This is a genomic window from Allobosea sp. (assembly GCF_030695125.1).
In the GTDB taxonomy this organism is placed as follows: domain Bacteria; phylum Pseudomonadota; class Alphaproteobacteria; order Rhizobiales; family Beijerinckiaceae; genus Allobosea.
In genome coordinates this window covers 41,036-56,605 of record NZ_JAUYTP010000008.1, presented here as the reverse complement: position 1 = coordinate 56,605, position 15,570 = coordinate 41,036, and the positions used below count along the sequence as shown (strand labels likewise).

Below are 15,570 nucleotides of genomic sequence, written 5' to 3'. Positions count from 1 at the left end.
CGGCCGAGGGTTCGGAATACGATGAATATCGAAACCAACAAGATCGCCGGCGCGGTTCTCTCGACGCTCCTGGTGGTGATGGGCCTCAATATGATGGCCGGTATCGTGTTCGCCCCGAAGAAGCCCGCCATCCCGGGCTTCGACCTGCCCAGCGACGAGCCGGTCGCCGCTGCTGCCGCCCCCGCCGCTGCTGCTGACGAGCCGATCGCCGTGCGCCTCGCCAAGGCCGACGCCGCCCGGGGCGAAAAGGCCGTCGGCGCCTGCAAGGCCTGCCATACCTTCGAGAAGGGCGGCGCCAACAAGATCGGCCCGCATCTTTACGACGTCTATGCCCGCCCCAAGGGCGCCGTTGACGGCTTTGCCTATTCGGCCGCGATGAAGGCCAAGGCCAGCGAAAACTGGGAGGCGGCACAGATCGACGGCTTCTTGAAGAATCCCAAGGCCTACATGCCCGGCACGACCATGGCCTATGCCGGCATCGGGCGCGCCGACACCCGCGCCGACATCGTCGCCTATCTCAACAAGCTCGCCGACGCGCCCAAGCCGCTGCCGACGCCCTGAGCCGGTTTTCCGCGATAATGCCGATGACTTCGTGAAGCCGGGCCCCGCGCCCGGCTTTTTCCTTTGTCGGCGTGATGCTTGCCTGCGCCTTGGTCTTGCCGCCACGATGTCGTCGAGTGTCAGGGTTGCACCGGCTCACGGGGCAGGTGAGATGAATCCCGGCGATTCGCGAGACGCCCGACGAGGAGACGCGAGACGATGACGATCCGCATCAGCCGCCGCAGAATCCTGGAGGCCGGCGCGCTTGCCGCGGCGGGAGCGGCGCTGCCGGGTCTGGGCGGACGCGCCTTCGCGCAGGCCGCCGAAACGCATGGTCTCTCGACCTTCGGGGAACTCGGCCTGCCCGCCGATTTTCCGCATTTTCCTTATGTCAATCCGAAGGCGCCCAAGGGCGGCACGCTGACCGTCCAGATCAAGCGCGCCAGCGGCAACCAGAGCTTCGACACCTTCAACACGCTGAACACCTTCGTCCTGCAGGGCGACGGCGCGGCGGGAATGGATTCCTGCTTCGACAGCCTGATGTCGGGCTCGGGCGACGAACCGGGCACGCTCTACGGTCTGCTCGCAAGGAGTGTCGCGATCTCCCAGGACAAGCTGACCTATCGGTTCCGCCTGCGGCCGGAGGCGCGCTTCCATGACGGCAGCCGCGTCACCGCCCGCGACGTCGCCTTCAGCATGAACCTGCTCAAGAGCAAGGGGCACCCGTCCTACCGGCTGATGCTGAACGAGCTCGTCTCCGCCACGGCCGAGAGCGACGACATCTTCGTCGCGCAACTCTCGCCCAAGCGCAGCCGCGACCTGCACCTGATCGTCGCGGGGCTGCCGGTGTTTTCGGAAGCCTTCTGGTCGACCCGCAACTTCGAGGCCTCGACGCTCGAGCCGCCGCTCGGCTCGGGCCCCTACAAGGTCGGCCGTTTCGAGCAGGGCCGCTTCATCGAGTTCGAGCGCGTGGCGACCTATTGGGGCCGCGACCTGCCGGTGAACATCGGCGTCAACAATTTCGACCGGGTGCGCTGGGAGTACTTCCGCGACCGGCAGGTGGCGTTCGAGGCCTTCAAGAGCGGCGTCATCACCTTCCAGGAGGAGTTCACCTCCCGCATCTGGGCGACCGGCTATGACTTCCCGGCGCTGCATGACGGCAAGGTCAAGAAGGAGAGCCTGCCGAAGACCGACCCGACGGGATCCCAGGGCTGGGTCTTCAACCTGCGCCGCGAGAAATTCGCCGATCCGCGCATTCGCGAGGCGCTCGGCCTTTGCTTCGACTTCGAATGGACGAACAAGAACATCATGTTCTCCTCCTTCGCGCGGATGACCTCCTATTTCGAGAATTCGGATTCCAAGGCTGTCGGCCTGCCCTCGCCCGAGGAGCTCAAGCTGCTCGAGCCCTTCCGCGGCCAGGTTCCAGACGAAGTCTTCGGCGAGCCCTTCCTGCCGCCCGTCTCCGACGGCTCGGGCAGTGACCGCGCCCTTTTGCGCCGTGCCGACGAGATGTTCCGCGCCGCCGGCTGCAAGCGCGATGGCGCTGTTCTCAAACTGCCGAACGGCCAGCCCTTCGAAATCGAGTTCCTCGATTCGCAAGGCGCGCTGCAGCCGCACACGCAGCCTTTCCAGGCCAATCTGAAGCGGCTGGGCATCACCGCGACCTCGCGCATCGTCGACGGCGCGCAGTATCAGCGCCGGCTCGACGAGTTCGACTTCGACATCATCAGCCGGGCGCTGGGTGGCAGCGCGATTCCCAGCGACAGCCTGCGGATCGTTTATGGTTCGGAAGCCGCCAAGACGCGCGGATCGCGCAATGTCGGCGGCATCGCCAGCCCCGCGATCGACGCTCTGATCGAGAAGATTGGGCAAGCCGACAGCTATGCCGAGGTCGTGATCGCGGCCAAATGCCTCGACCGCGTGCTGCGGGCCGGGCGCTACTGGATTCCGATGTGGTGGAACCCGACCGAATGGCTGGCCTATTGGGACATGTTCGACCGGCCGCAGACCAAGCCCAAGTTCGGCTCGGGGGCGCCGTCGATCTGGTGGTACGACGCCGACAAGGCGAAGCGGATCGGGAAGGCTTGAGCCGGCATGCTGAGCTATATCGCGCGCCGCCTGGCCCTGATGGTGCCGACCCTGTTCGGCATCCTGCTGATCTCCTTCGTGATCGTGCAGTTCGCCCCGGGCGGACCGGTGGAACGGGTCATCTCGCAGCTTCAGAATCCCAATAGCGGCGGCGCGGCCGATCGCGTCGGCGGCGGCTCCGGCGGCGATGCCGGCGCGCAGGCAGCCGGCGACGCCGGCTCGGCCTATCGCGGCGCGCAGGGGCTCGACCCGGCCTTCATCAAGGAGCTCGAAAAGCAGTTCGGCTTCGACAAGCCGGCGCATGAGCGCTTTCTCAAGATGCTCGGCGACTACATCCGCTTCGATTTCGGCCGCAGCTATTTCCGCGACGCCCCCGTCCTGCAACTGATCAAGGAGAAGCTGCCGGTCTCGATCTCGCTCGGCCTGTGGATGACGCTGTTGTCCTATGCGATCTCGATCCCGCTCGGCATCCGCAAGGCGGTCAAGGACGGCTCCCGCTTCGACACCTGGACGAGCGCCGTGGTGATCGTCGGCTACGCCATTCCCGGCTTCCTCTTCGCGATCCTGCTGATCGTGCTGTTTGCCGGCGGCTCGTTCTGGCAGATCTTCCCGTTGCGGGGGCTCCATTCCGACAACTTTTCAGAGCTGAGTTTCTTCGGAAAGATTGCCGATTATCTCTGGCATATCGCGCTGCCGGTGACGGCGATGGCGCTCGGGGCCTTCGCGACCTCGACGCTTTTGACCAAGAACTCCTTCCTCGACGAGATCCGCAAGCAATACGTCCTGACGGCGCGGATGAAGGGGTTGTCCGAGCGCGGCGTGCTTTATGGCCATGTCTTCCGCAACGCCATGCTGATCGTGATCGCGGGCTTTCCCGGCGCCTTTGTCGGGGCGCTCTTCGCCGGCTCGCTGCTTATCGAGACGATCTTCTCGCTCGACGGGCTCGGGCTTCTCTCCTTCGAGGCGATCGTCAACCGCGACTATCCGGTGGTCTTCGCCAATCTCTACATCTTCTCGCTGATCGGCCTCGTCGTGCATCTCCTCACCGACCTGACCTATACCTGGGTCGATCCCCGCATCGATTTCGAAACGCGGGAGACCTGAGATGAGCGACACGCTGATCGCCCTACCCCCCGCGGCTCTGCGCGGCGAGGCGCCGCTGGCCCCGGCCGAGGCCGCCCAGGGCTGGCTCAAGCTCTCGCCGATCAACCGGCGCCGGCTCGACAACTTCAAGGCCAACCGGCGCGGCTGGTGGTCGCTCTGGATCTTCCTGACGCTGTTCGTCCTGTCGCTCTTCGCCGAGTTCCTGGCCAACGACCGCCCCCTGATCGTGCGCTACAAGGGCGAATGGCTGTTCCCGGTCGCGGTGAACTATCCGGAGGAGAAGTTCGGCGGCTTTCTCGCGACCACAGACTATCGCGACCCCGTCATCGCCAAGGAGATCGGCGCCAACGGCTTTTCGGTCTGGCCGCCAATCCGCTACAGCTTCCGCACGCATAATCTCGATCTGCCGGTGCCCGCGCCGGCGCCGCCGACCTGGATGCTCAGGGACGAGCAGTGCAAGGGCATCGCCGAGCGGACCGGCGGGACAGGCTGCCGCGATATCGAATGGAACTGGCTCGGCACCGACGACCAGGGCCGCGACGTCGTCGCCCGGCTGATCTACGGCTTCCGCATCTCGATCCTGTTCGGGCTGATCCTGTGCGGGATCTCCTCGGTGATCGGCATCGCGGCCGGCGCCATCCAGGGCTATTTCGGCGGCTGGACCGACCTCATCTTCCAGCGCGTGATCGAGATCTGGACCTCGATCCCGGCGCTCTACCTGCTGATCATCGTCGCGGCGATCATCACGCCGAGCTTCTTCGTACTGCTCGGCATCCTGCTCTTGTTCTCCTGGGTCGCGCTGGTCGGCGTGGTACGGGCCGAGTTCCTGAGGGCGCGCAACTTCGAATATGTCCGGGCGGCGCGGGCGCTCGGGCTCTCCGACCGCGCCATCATGGTCAAGCACCTGCTGCCCAATGCGATGGTGGCGACGCTGACCTTCCTGCCCTTCATCCTCAATGGCTCGATCACGACCCTGACCTCGCTCGACTTCCTCGGCTTCGGCCTGCCGCCGGGTTCGCCCTCGCTGGGCGAGCTTCTGGCGCAGGGCAAATCCAACCTGCAGGCCCCCTGGCTCGGACTCTCGGGCTTCGTCGTGATCGCGCTGATGCTGTCGCTGCTGATCTTCATCGGCGAGGCGGTGCGGGATGCGTTCGACCCGCGGAAGACGTTCGCATGACCTCCCTCCCCCTCCTCTCCGTCCAGGATCTCTCCGTCGCCTTCCGCCAGGGTGGGCGCGAGACGCTGGCCGTCGACCGGGTGTCCTTCGACCTCGCCCGGGGCGAGACGCTCGCCATCGTCGGCGAGTCGGGCTCGGGCAAGTCGGTCACGGCGCTGTCGATCCTCAAGCTGCTGAACTATCCGTCCGCCCATCACCCCTCCGGCAAGGTGCTGTTCGAGGGGCAGGACCTGATCGCGGCCGATGAGGACGCGATGCGCAAGGTGCGCGGCAACGACATCACCATGGTGTTCCAGGAGCCGATGACCTCGCTCAACCCGCTGCACACGATCCAGCGGCAGATCGGCGAGATCCTCGAGCTTCACAAGGGTCTGCGGGGCGAGGCCGCGCGGGCACGCACGCTCGAGTTGCTGGAACTGGTCGGCATTCGCGACGCGGCAAGCCGGCTCGACGCCTATCCGCACCAGCTCTCCGGCGGCCAGCGCCAGCGTGTGATGATCGCCATGGCGCTGGCCAACGAGCCGCATCTCCTGATCGCCGACGAGCCGACCACGGCGCTCGACGTCACCGTGCAGGCGCAGATCCTGAAGCTGCTCAAGGAACTGCAGGAGCGGCTCGGCATGGCCATGCTGTTCATCACCCATGATCTCGGCATCGTCAGGCGCATCGCCGAGCGGGTCTGCGTGATGCTGAAGGGTCAGATCGTCGAGCAGGGGCCCGTGGCGGAGATCTTCGGCAACCCGCAGCACGCCTACACCCAGCGCCTTCTGGCGGCCGAGCCCAAGGGACGCCCGGCCCCGGTCCCCGACGATGCCGCGACGCTCGTCGAGGCGGGGCCGATCAAGGTCTGGTTCCCGATCAAGACCGGCTTCCTGCGGAAGACGACCGGCCATGTGAAGGCGGTCGATGGCATCTCGGTGAAGGTCCGCGCGGGAGAGACACTCGGCGTGGTCGGCGAATCCGGCTCCGGCAAGACGACGCTGGGCCTCGCCATTCTCAGGCTGATCTCGTCGGAGGGACCGATCGTCTTCCTCGGCGACAGGATCGACGGGCTCTCCAGCGCTCAGGTCCGGCCGAAGCGCAAGGACCTGCAGGTCGTCTTCCAGGACCCCTATGGCTCGCTGTCCCCGCGCATGTCGGTGGCGGAGATCGTCGCCGAGGGGCTGACGGTCCAGGCGAAGCAGCAGAGCTATGGGCAGCGTCGCGAGGTGGTGGCGCAGGCCCTCAACGATGTCGGCCTCGATCCCTCGGCGATGGACCGCTACCCGCACGAGTTCTCGGGCGGGCAGCGCCAGCGCATCGCGATCGCGCGCGCCATGGCGCTCGACCCGCGCTTCATCGTGCTGGACGAGCCAACCTCGGCGCTGGACATGTCGGTGCAGGTGCAGATCGTCGAATTGCTGCGCGACCTGCAGGCGCGCCGACGGCTCGGCTATCTCTTCATCAGCCATGATCTCAAGGTCGTGCGGGCGATGGCTCACCGGGTTCTGGTGATGCAGAACGGCAAGGTCGTCGAGGAAGGCGCCGCGGAAGACGTCTTCTCGCGGCCGCGCGAGCCCTACACTCAGGCCCTGCTGGCCGCTGCGCTCAATCTGGAGCCGGTCGGCGCCACCGCTGTGAGGGACTGAGCATGGCGCGGGCGATCCTGATCGTGCTCGATTCCGTCGGCTGCGGCGGGGCTGAAGACGCGCATCTCTACGGCGACACGGGCGCCGATACGCTCGGCCACATCGCGCAGGCCTGCCATGACGGACGCGGCGACCGGACCGGCTTGCGCCGCGGCCCCCTCGCCTTGCCCAATCTGGTCCGGCTGGGTCTCGCCCACGCTTGCGAAGCCTCGACGGGCCTGCCCCTGGCCGGTGCATTAAAGCCGTCCAGGCCCGGCGGACGGCATGGCTATGGCGTCGAGCGCAGCCAGGGCAAGGACACGCCCTCGGGCCATTGGGAGATCGCCGGCTGCCCTGTGTCCTTCGCCTGGGGCTATTTCACTGCGCTGGAGAACTCGTTTCCGCCAGATCTGGTCGCCGCCATCATTCGAGAGGGCGACCTGCCGGGCATCCTCGGCAACCGGCATGCCTCGGGCACCGCCATCATCGACGATCTCGCCGCGGAGCACATCGAGACCGGCAAACCGATCTGCTACACCTCCGTCGATTCCGTGTTGCAGATCGCCGCGCATGAAGAGCATTTCGGGCTCGAGCGCCTCTACGACCTGTGTCGAAAGGTGCGCGTGCTGGTCGATCCCCTGCGGATCGGGCGCGTCATCGCGCGGCCCTTCATCGGCACGGCCGAGACCGGTTATACCCGCACGGGCAACCGCAAGGACTTCGCCATCCCGCCTCCGGACGAGACAATCCTCGATCGGCTCACGGCGCTGGGCCGGCCGGTGATCACCGTCGGCAAGATCGGCGACATCTTCGCCCATCGCGCCACGGGCGAGGAGATCAAGCCGTTTGGAAACGCAGCCATGTTCGAGGCGGCGCTGGCAGCCTGGGATCGCTTGCCGGATGGCGGTTTCTGTTTCGTGAACCTCGTCGACTTCGACACCGAGTTCGGGCATCGCCGCGATGTGCCGGGTTATGCAGCGGCGCTCGAAGCCTTCGACGCGATGCTCCCGCGGCTCGAGGCGGCGCTACGCCCGGGTGATCTGGCGGTGCTCACGGCCGACCACGGGAACGACCCGACCTGGCCCGGGACGGACCACACCCGCGAGCATGTGCCGATCCTCGCCTTCGGGCCCGGCATCGCGCCTGAACCCCTCGGCCGGCGCGAGAGCTTCGCCGACATCGCGGCGACGCTGGGCCACTGGCTCGGCGTCGGCGCCGTCGGCCCGGGCCGGGGCTGGTAGCAATTCAGGCGGCGGCGACGCGCTCGCAGAAGGCCGCGACCTCCTCGCGGATGCCGCGCGCCTGGGCGGCCAGCGCCTCGGCCGAGTCCTGCACCTGCTGCGCGGCATGATGGGCACCCTCGGTCATCGCCTCGAAGCTGCCGACGATGTCGGCGCTGCGCCTGGCGCCTTCGAACGACATCCTGACCTGATGGGCGATCTCGGAGGTCGCCTGACCCTGCTGCTGCACCGAGACGGAGATCGCTTCGGAGACGCGCTCGACATCGCCGATGGCCCTGACGATGTCGCGGATGGCCATGAGCGAACGCTGGGAGGCTTCCTGCATGGCGCCGATCTGGGCTGAGACCTCGTCCGTCGCCTTGGCCGTCTGGGCGGACAATATCTTGACCTCGCTGGCGACGACGGCGAAGCCGCGGCCCATATCGCCGGCGCGCGCCGCCTCGATCGTCGCGTTGAGCGCGAGCAGGCTGGTCTGCGCGGCAATGCTGCGGATCAGTTCGACCACCGTTCCCACATTTTCACTGTTGCGGGCGAGAACCTCGACTTCGCTGCTGGCTCTGCGGGCCAGTTCGGCCGCCGTTGTCGAACCTTCCGCGGAGTGGGTCACGCTGCGTCCGATCTCCCCGATCGACATGGCGAGTTCGTCGCTCGCCGCAGACAAATGATCGATGCCGAGCATCGTTTCGGATGCGGCGTCCGAGACGGCCACAGTCTTGCGCCGCGCATGGTCCGACGTTTCGATCAACGCCACCGCTTCGGCCTGCATGACGTCGGCCGACCGGTCGAGCACCACCATCTCCTGCTCCATCTTGGTGTGAAAGCCGGCGACGATCGTACGCAATGTCTGCGCGCGCCGGCTCAGTTCGTCGGCCAGCAGCCTCTCGCGCTCGCCCGCCGCACGTTCACGCTCGGCGATGTCACGGGCCAGGGCCAGGCTGTCCGCATTCATCCGAAACATGCGTTCCATGATGATCGCGATGGTCGCCAGGAAGGTGGTCTCGATGACGACGATGACGGCATGGAGCAGCACGCGCAGCAGGCTGCCCCCCTGGTAGAAGACAGCCGAGGGCAGGACATATTGCAGCACGAGGTGATGGGCAGCCGTCAACGCCGCGCCCATGACGATCGGGCGCCAATCGCAGAAGCCGGCGAGCAGCGCCAGAACCGCGAAGTAATACATATGCATGTCCGGCTGCCAGGGGTGCCCCGCCAGGCTGAACACCATGATCGAGACCTGCCCGACCAGCACCATCGCCATGACGAGCTGTGTCACGGGGGCAGCGCCGCGGGCGGCATAGAGCAGGAGCGCGCCCGCCGCCATGACGAAGGCGAGCGCGACCGGCACAAGCCCGGTCTCCCCGCGCAGCCAGTAGGTCAGCGCCAGCAGCGGCACATGCAGGAAGGCCAGGCCCAGGAGGACGCAGGCCACGCGCTGGCGGACGGCATCGAGGGTCCAGATCATGACGCAGCCTGCGACGCTACGGCGTCGAGACAGCCGGCCAGCCCGCCCAGGGCCACCAGCAGGATGGCGCCTTGCGGCCTGGCTGCGGACAGTGCCTGTCCCGGCGCAGGCGCTGCGATGACGATGGAGGCGAAGCGACCAGACCGCAGAACGCGATGGCCGGCGGACAAGGTGCGGCTCACTGCGTCCTCGGCCGTGACCCAGGGCGCAAAGACGATCACGGCCGGCGTGCCGCCGATCTGCGTCTGCGCTCCTGGCAAGGCAGCCAGCGCAACGAGCGGACTGGCGAAGCCCATGAGGACCAGCCCTGCGCAGGCGCGACGGGACAGGCTCGTCCCGCAGGGCGAGCTGGATATCGTGGTCGACGTCATGAATGGCCCGAAGCTCGACGACTGCCCGCAAGCCCCCCAGCAGACCCTCCCAATGGATGGGATACCGGTTAAAGGTCTGTGTCCGTTACAAACCTCTCCGATGGCCGCCGAACGGTGCAGCGGGTCTGCCGCGACCGTCATGGCTCACGCGCACCAACGTGGGATTGCAGATGGGAGAGCTGCGGCCGGGGCCAGGTTTTACGCGCAGGCGGACGCCGGCAGCCGATTTATCGGCGAAACGGCTCTACGGCGAAAGAAGGGCTACCGAGCCTGCAGCACCGGGGATGGCGACGCCGGCAACCTCCGATTGAGCCGCGGTTCGAGCCATGTCGCCAAGGCGAGATGGCGACATTTCGCCACATCCTGGTCGCGTTGGATGTTTTACCCCGTCAGGCGCGTCTTGATCCGGCGCATCAGCCCGTCGCGCACGTCTCGGTAGGCGTTCAGGACCTGGTCACGCGAGCCCTGGACGGCTGTGGGATCGACCGTCGGCCAATACTCGACCTCAGCGGCGACCGTGCGCGTGAGATCGAGCGCCTTGTGATGGGCTTCGGGCGAGAGCGAAACGATCAGGTCGAAGTTCAGCCCCTCCCACTCCTCGAGATCCTCGATCGATTTCGGCTTGTGCTTGTGGGCGTCGATGCCGATCTCGTCGAGCACCGCGAGCGCGAACGCATCGACCTCGCCACGCCTGGCGCCGGCCGACTGGACATAGACCGATTTGCCGAAGAAGTGCTTGGCCATGGCTTCGGCCATCGGCGAACGCACGGCGTTCTGCGCGCACATGAAGAGCACGCTCTGGACCTTGCGCGAGGGCGGCGGCTCCAAACGCTCAGCCCTTCCAGTGCAGGGCGTAGATCAGGGTGAAGAGGCGCCGCGCCGTATCGAAATCGATCTCGACCTTGGTGGCGAGCCGCTCGACCAGAATATGGGCCGCCTCGTCATGCAGGCCGCGCCGGCCCATGTCGATCGCCTCGATCTGCGAGGGCGTGGCGGTGCGAATGGCGGCGTAGTAGCTCTCGCAGACCATCGCATAGTCCTTGACGATGCGGCGAAACGGCGTGAGCGAGAGATGGTGCGTGATGACGGGCGAGCCGTCCGCCAGCCTGATCTCGAAGACAAGGCGGCGTTCGATCATCGCCAGATGGGCGAGATAGGGCCCGCCATCATGCCCCGGCAGGATGAAGCGGTTGCGCTCGATCAGATCGTAGATCGCGACCGCCCGCTCATGCTCCTGATCGGCGGAGCCGCCGCCCAGCGACGCAGGGTCCAGCGTGACCCCGACGAGGCACTGCTTCGCGGATGTCTCGGCCTGGGGCATCCTACCTCCGGTTCCGCTCGTCATGCTACTCGACAAGGACAGCCCATCCCCGGAGCAGGCCCTGTCTCAGAGATTGAGCCTGATCGTCACGGAACGGCCATGCGCGTGCAAGCCCTCGGCCTGTGCCAATTGCGTGGCAGCCGGCGCCAGCGCGCGCAAGGCCTCCGGGCTGCACTGCAACAGCGAGGTGCGCTTCATGAAATCGAGCACGCCGAGCCCCGACGAGAAGCGGGCCGAACGGGCCGTCGGCAGGACATGGTTTGGGCCGCCGACATAATCGCCGATCGCCTCGGGCGTGTGGCCGCCGAGAAAGATCGCGCCGGCGTTTCGGATCATGGCCGAGAGACGCTGCGGGTCGGCGGTCATGATCTCGAGATGCTCAGGCGCGAGGCGATCGATCAGCGGCACGGCGGCTTCCAGGTCCGCCACTAGCAGAATTGCGCCGAAATCCTTCCAGCTCTGGCTGGCGATGGCCGCGCGCGGCAGGGTCTGCAACTGCGCCTGCACGGCCTGCTCGACCTGGTCGGCCAGCGCCGAATCGTCCGTCATCAGGATCGACTGGGCCGAAACGTCATGCTCGGCCTGGGCCAGCAGGTCGGCGGCGATCCAGGCGGGATTGGCGCTGCCATCGGCGACGATCAGAACCTCGGAGGGGCCTGCGATCATGTCGATGCCGACCTGCCCGAAGACGCGGCGCTTGGCGGCGGCGACATAGGCGTTGCCGGGGCCGACGATCTTGGCGACAGGGTCGATGCTCGCCGTGCCATAGGCGAGCGCGGCCACGGCCTGCGCGCCGCCGATGCGGTAGATTTCGTCGACGCCGGCGAGGCGCGCCGCCGCCAGGACGAGCGGATTGGTTTCGCCACGCGGGGTCGGCGCCACCATCACGACGCGATCGACGCCGGCGACCTTTGCGGGAACGGCATTCATCAGGACGGATGAGGGATAGCTCGCCGTACCGCCCGGCACATATAGACCGACCGCCTCTATCGCGCTCCAGCGCCAGCCGCTCTGGACGCCGGCCGCATCGGTGAACCAGGCGTCCTGAGGCTTCTGGCGGACGTGATAGGCCTCGATGCGATGACGCGCCGTCTCGAGCGCCGCAAGCTGCTCCGGGGCACAGGCGGCCACCGCCGCGTCGATCTCCTCCGACGAGACGCGCAGCGTGCCGGCCGTCAGGCGGAGATCGTCGAAGCGCGCCGTGTAGTCGATCACGGCGGCATCACCGCGCGCGCGCACCTCGGCGATGATGTCGGCCACGACGCGATCGACCTCCTCCGAGACCTCGCGTTTGGCCGAGAGCAGATCACGAAATCCCAGTTCGAAAGCGCTGCTGCTATCGTCGAGCCTGATCGGCATCGCTGTCCCCGGGTCTGGTGTTCAAGGCGCTGGAATGGATGACGAAAAAAAGCCGCTCAGGCTTCGTCGGGGTGACCCGGCAGGCCGAGCGCTTCCCAGACCGGGCCGAGATCCTTCATCTGGCTCTCGACGCATTCGACCGCCAGCCTGATCGCGGCACCGTCGGAGAAATGCAGCGTGATGTCGCCCTCGGGGCTGTCACCTTCGGTGAAGCCGATCGCCAGCAGGCTCAGCACGCGGTCGGGCGTCGCCGTATCGATGCCGGTGCTGCGAACCGACCGCACGCGGTCGAAATGCAAAGCTGTCAGCCGGCGGCGGCGCTGCCCACGCGCAGCACCTTCCCAGTCAAAGCGGCGGACCGCGAGGGCAAAGCGCTTCTCCGCCGGCAGCCAGACGATGTCGGCCACCTTCAGGACGGAATCCTGGAGATGGGCCGATAGGATCGCGAGATCATCGGCATCGAGCGCGATGAGCTTCAGGTGGTCTGCGGCATCTTCGGACATGGCGGTGTTCTGGCGGTGCCGCTTCGGAACGTCAACCGGTGATGCGCTCGACCTGCGCGCCGCAGCGCGTCAGCTTCGCTTCCAGCGCCTCGAACCCGCGGTCGAGATGGTAGACGCGATTGATCGTGGTCTCCCCCTCGGCGGCGAGACCGGCGATGACGAGCGACACCGAAGCCCGCAGATCCGTCGCCATCACCGGAGCGCCGGTCAGCTTGGCAACGCCCTCGACATAGGCGGCATCGCCTTCGAGGCGGATCTTCGCACCCAGCCGCGCCAGTTCCTGCACATGCATGAAGCGGTTTTCGAAGATCGTCTCGCGAATCCGCGAGGTGCCCTTCGCCTTCGTCATCAACGCCATGAACTGGGCCTGGAGATCGGTCGGGAAACCGGGGAACGGATCGGTGTCGACATCGACCGATTCGAGTGGCTGGCCATTGCGGCGCACCCGGATGCCCTCATTGGTCGAGGTCACCTCGACCCCGGCCTTCACGAGCACGTCGAGCGCCGCCTGCAGCAGATCGGGCCGCGCGCCCTCCAGCAGCACGTCGCCGCCGGTCATGGCCACCGCCATGGCATAGGTCCCGGTCTCGATCCTGTCGGGCAGCACGGCATGGTGGGCGCCACCGAGGCGCGCCACGCCGGTGACGACAATCCGGCTCGTCCCGGCGCCCTCGATCTTCGCACCCATCTTGATCAGGCAGGCGGCGAGATCGACGACCTCGGGTTCGCGCGCCGCGTTCTCGATCACGGTCGTCCCTTGCGCCAGCACGGCGGCCATCAGCGCGGTGTGGGTTCCGCCCACCGTCACCTTCGGGAACGCAATCTCGGCACCCTTGAGGCCCTTCGGCGCCCGCGCCAGAGCGTAACCGTTCTCGATCGTGATCTCAGCGCCGAGTTTCTCCAGCGCCATCAGCAGAAGATCGACCGGGCGGGTGCCGATGGCACAGCCGCCGGGCAGCGAGACCTTGGCCTCGCCCATGCGGGCCAGGATCGGTGCGATCACCCAGAAGCTCGCGCGCATCGTGGAGACGAGCTCGTAGGGCGCGCAGGTGTCGACGATCTGGCGGGCCGTCAGCGAGATGGTCTGGCCGGTTTCGGCGGACTGGCCGACACGCTTGCCCGCGATCGAGCGATCGACGCCATGGTTGGAGAGAATGCGCGACAGGGCGCTGACATCGGAAAGCCGCGGCACATTGGCGAGCGTCAGCGTCTCGTCGGTGAGCAGGCTCGCGATCATCAGCGGCAGGGCGGCGTTCTTCGCACCGGATATCGGAATCGTGCCATTGAGGCGCTGGCCGCCGGTGATGCGGATCTTGTCCATCGTCAGGTCCTGAAAAACCGCCCGGCAGGCGTGCCGGCGGCGCATAAAAAGACATCAGGACCGGTTGGGCTCGGCCTGGGCTTGCGGCGTCTCGTCCTGCACGGTCGCCTCCTCCGCGCGGCGAGCCCGGGCCTGTGCCTTGCGGCGCTTCAGGTTTTCCCGAAGGGCGGCGGCGAGGCGCGCCCTCTTCTCGTCATCTGCGGCTGTCTGGCGGTTCACGGCAACAACTCGGCACCGGGTTCAACGCTTCGATCGCGGCGAAATCGCGGCGCATGGTTAGCCGCCTGCGACGATTCCGACAAGCGCATGGACGCACGGCACGCCAATTGCGTGCAACGGCGTGATCAAGCGCGACGTGCGATTACGACACGCCAAAGAATAACGATGACGCTAGGTAATAACCGTTAACGCAATTAACCATTCCTCGGGGATTTCGTTTACAATTCGTTAACTTCACGTACGTTGAGGCCATCGCCCTCGATGCACGGCAATACGGGATCAGCGGCATGTTTCAGTCATTTGCTTCGGTCATCGACGCTACACCGGCAGCAGTGCTCGAAAGCTGCGAGGTCATCGATACCCTCCGGCAGAAAGCCGGGTTCCTGCCGGAGACGCAGCTCGCCTATGAGCCCGAGATCAAGACGCTCTGGGTGACGATCCGCCCCGAGCTGAAGCCGGTCTTCACGCTGCAATTGCTCGACAGCCTGGTCAAAATCCAGCAGGCGATCATCGCGCTCTGGGGCGCGCCGGATCAGTATCACCGCGCGCCGGTGCGGTTTGTCGCTTTCCGCGGCGCCGGGCCGTTCTTCACGCTGGGCGGCGATCTCGACTTCTATCTCGATTGCCTGGCCAAGAACGACCGCGCAGCCCTGGCCGAATATGCGCGGCTCTCGGGCGCCGGCGCCGTGCTGAACGCCAGCGGTCTCAACGGGCTGGTGGTGACGCTCTCGACGATCCACGCCAAGGCCATCGGCGGCGGGATCGACGCGCCGCGCTCCTGCAACATCATGATCGCCGAAGAGCAGGCGTCCTTCGTCTACCCCGAGATCAAGTTCAACCATTTCCCGATCACCGCTGTCGCGATCCTGTCGCGCCGCATGGGAGCACGCGCCGCCGAGCGCATGCTGCTGTCGGGCGAGGAGATGAGCGCCCAGGCGTTCATGGAGGCCGGCGGTCTCGAGGCGGTCGTCCCGACGGGAACCGGCGAGGCCTGGATCCGGAAATACGCGCATGATTCGCTGCCCGTCCATGCCGCCAAGACCGCGCTGTTCTCGGCCTTCAACCGCCGCGCCGGCGATCTGCAGGAGGAACTCGACCATCTCGGCGAGATCTGGACGAACTGCATGCTGCGGCTGAACCCCAGCGCGATTTCGAAGCTCCAGCGGATCGTACAGACCCAGGACCGGATGCTGGCGCGGATGTATCAGCGCCCCGACGCTGCCGGGCTCGCGATCGGCCTGTGAGACGTCAGACACT

The 15,570-nt window shown here is 66.6% G+C and carries 15 protein-coding genes; 7 read left to right on the top strand and 8 right to left on the bottom strand.

Translation table 11 applies throughout. The annotated features are described in order from the left end of the window. The first annotated feature begins 21 nt into the window (after positions 1 to 21). From Q8S38_RS01575 to Q8S38_RS01550, 6 genes are all read left to right on the top strand, one after another. On the top strand, positions 22 to 561 hold the full coding sequence (locus tag Q8S38_RS01575; RefSeq protein WP_305678662.1) for a c-type cytochrome: 540 nt from the start codon (positions 22 to 24) through the stop codon (positions 559 to 561). 198 nt (positions 562 to 759) lie between these two features. After that, positions 760 to 2,628 (top strand): extracellular solute-binding protein, encoded by a 1,869-nt coding sequence (locus Q8S38_RS01570; RefSeq protein WP_305678661.1) that lies wholly within the window; start codon positions 760 to 762, stop codon positions 2,626 to 2,628. Positions 2,629 to 2,634: 6 nt separating this feature from the next. Then, on the top strand, positions 2,635 to 3,732 hold the full coding sequence (locus tag Q8S38_RS01565) for a microcin C ABC transporter permease YejB (RefSeq protein ID WP_305678660.1): 1,098 nt from the start codon (positions 2,635 to 2,637) through the stop codon (positions 3,730 to 3,732). A gap of 1 nt (position 3,733) precedes the next feature. Beyond that, positions 3,734 to 4,909: an ABC transporter permease gene (locus Q8S38_RS01560; protein WP_305678659.1), complete on the top strand. Its 1,176-nt coding sequence runs from the start codon at positions 3,734 to 3,736 to the stop codon at positions 4,907 to 4,909. Beyond that, on the top strand, positions 4,906 to 6,537 hold the full coding sequence (locus Q8S38_RS01555; RefSeq protein ID WP_305678658.1) for an ABC transporter ATP-binding protein: 1,632 nt from the start codon (positions 4,906 to 4,908) through the stop codon (positions 6,535 to 6,537). Before Q8S38_RS01560 ends, Q8S38_RS01555 begins: the two co-directional genes overlap by 4 nt. A gap of 2 nt (positions 6,538 to 6,539) precedes the next feature. Continuing rightward, complete coding sequence (locus Q8S38_RS01550) at positions 6,540 to 7,757, top strand: phosphopentomutase (RefSeq protein WP_305678657.1); 1,218 nt, start codon at positions 6,540 to 6,542, stop codon at positions 7,755 to 7,757. 4 nt (positions 7,758 to 7,761) lie between these two features. On the opposite strand, the gene Q8S38_RS01545 is transcribed toward Q8S38_RS01550, so the two are convergent. The 8 genes from Q8S38_RS01545 to Q8S38_RS01510 form a co-directional block, all read right to left on the bottom strand. Further along, complete coding sequence (locus Q8S38_RS01545) at positions 7,762 to 9,219, bottom strand: methyl-accepting chemotaxis protein (protein WP_305678656.1); 1,458 nt, start codon at positions 9,217 to 9,219, stop codon at positions 7,762 to 7,764. After that, positions 9,216 to 9,515, bottom strand: a complete 300-nt coding sequence (locus Q8S38_RS01540) for a hypothetical protein (protein WP_305678655.1) — start codon at positions 9,513 to 9,515, stop codon at positions 9,216 to 9,218. The genes Q8S38_RS01545 and Q8S38_RS01540 overlap by 4 nt, the downstream gene beginning before the upstream one ends. 456 nt (positions 9,516 to 9,971) lie before the next feature. Further along, positions 9,972 to 10,376 carry an arsenate reductase/protein-tyrosine-phosphatase family protein gene (locus tag Q8S38_RS01535; RefSeq protein WP_305678900.1) on the bottom strand — a complete coding sequence of 135 codons (405 nt, stop codon included), beginning with the start codon at positions 10,374 to 10,376 and terminating at the stop codon, positions 9,972 to 9,974. A 46-nt stretch (positions 10,377 to 10,422) separates the two neighbouring features. After that, positions 10,423 to 10,911, bottom strand: a complete 489-nt coding sequence (locus tag Q8S38_RS01530) for a UPF0262 family protein (protein WP_305678654.1) — start codon at positions 10,909 to 10,911, stop codon at positions 10,423 to 10,425. Positions 10,912 to 10,977: 66 nt separating this feature from the next. Then, on the bottom strand, positions 10,978 to 12,270 hold the full coding sequence (hisD, locus tag Q8S38_RS01525) for a histidinol dehydrogenase (protein WP_305678653.1): 1,293 nt from the start codon (positions 12,268 to 12,270) through the stop codon (positions 10,978 to 10,980). Positions 12,271 to 12,326: 56 nt separating this feature from the next. After that, on the bottom strand, positions 12,327 to 12,773 hold the full coding sequence (locus Q8S38_RS01520) for a DUF2948 family protein (RefSeq protein ID WP_305678652.1): 447 nt from the start codon (positions 12,771 to 12,773) through the stop codon (positions 12,327 to 12,329). A 31-nt stretch (positions 12,774 to 12,804) separates the two neighbouring features. Next, the gene (gene murA, locus Q8S38_RS01515; RefSeq protein ID WP_305678651.1) at positions 12,805 to 14,094 is read right to left on the bottom strand and encodes a UDP-N-acetylglucosamine 1-carboxyvinyltransferase; all 1,290 of its coding nucleotides are present in this window, start codon (positions 14,092 to 14,094) and stop codon (positions 12,805 to 12,807) included. Positions 14,095 to 14,148: 54 nt separating this feature from the next. Next, positions 14,149 to 14,313, bottom strand: coding sequence for a hypothetical protein (locus Q8S38_RS01510; protein ID WP_305678650.1), 165 nt, complete (start codon positions 14,311 to 14,313; stop codon positions 14,149 to 14,151). Between the two features lie 287 nt (positions 14,314 to 14,600). Here Q8S38_RS01510 and Q8S38_RS01505 point away from each other — a divergent pair, with 287 nt between their 5' ends. Further along, positions 14,601 to 15,557, top strand: coding sequence for an enoyl-CoA hydratase-related protein (locus Q8S38_RS01505; RefSeq protein ID WP_305678649.1), 957 nt, complete (start codon positions 14,601 to 14,603; stop codon positions 15,555 to 15,557). Positions 15,558 to 15,570: the final 13 nt, after the last annotated feature.